The organism is Coprobacillus cateniformis, from assembly GCF_009767585.1.
Classification (GTDB): domain Bacteria; phylum Bacillota_I; class Bacilli_A; order Erysipelotrichales; family Coprobacillaceae; genus Coprobacillus; species Coprobacillus cateniformis.
This window is the reverse complement of sequence record NZ_WSNW01000015.1, coordinates 1-606: the sequence shown is the minus strand read 5'-3', so window position 1 is coordinate 606 and position 606 is coordinate 1. Positions and strand designations below refer to the sequence as shown.

Sequence of the window (606 nt, the reverse complement as noted above, 5' to 3'; positions counted from 1 at the left end):
ATTAGCTCCATACAAAGTAAATTGAGCGACTTTTTCGAGTTCGTCATTAACATGATTAAATTCAGCAATTGCACCACCTAAACAAGTATGCATTTGAGTTTCAAACTTGCAATGTGAACACTCTAACCAACTCTCAATACTTTCATAAACTATCATTTTATAACCACAGAATGGACATATATATTCTTTCTTTTTGTTATCTTGACTCATACTTTTTTTAGCCTACCTTTCAATCAAATATAAATTCACAATTTTTTTATATAACTTTGAATATTTTTCACATTCTTCCAATACTGTTTCATAAAGTTCTTTTGCATTCTTTAATGTTTCATCTTCTTTGTAGTGTGTTTCTTCTAGTTTATTTAACGTTACTTTCAATGATTCTAAAGAACATTGCAACTCAAGAATTTTGGCATGAATCAACGAACTGCATTCCAGTAAATCATCTTTTGTTAAATCATTATCTTTATTTTCCATATTTCATCTTCTTTCTTTGGTCTTACGTGGTATTTCTACCACGTTTGACCCAATTTTTTATAAAATTTCAACTTCACAATGGTATGAACTTAAATCAAACTTGCTTTCATCTATAGCATACATTATTGA

General features: G+C 28.5%; 2 protein-coding genes. Both read right to left on the bottom strand.

Going from position 1 to position 606, the window contains the following annotated elements; all coding sequences use genetic code 11:
• Positions 1-210: hypothetical protein (locus tag GQF29_RS18130; protein ID WP_160340882.1), on the bottom strand; the 210-nt coding region annotated here is incomplete at its 3' end.
• Between the two features lie 12 nt (positions 211-222).
• The gene (locus tag GQF29_RS18125) at positions 223-477 is read right to left on the bottom strand and encodes a hypothetical protein (protein ID WP_117599195.1); all 255 of its coding nucleotides are present in this window, start codon (positions 475-477) and stop codon (positions 223-225) included.
• Between the last annotated feature and the right edge of the window lie 129 nt (positions 478-606).

Excerpts from the sequence above, each read along its gene's own strand:
- GQF29_RS18125 (WP_117599195.1), bottom strand. The coding sequence starts at position 477 with ATGGAAAATAAAGATAATGATTTAACAAAAGATGATTTACTGGAATGC.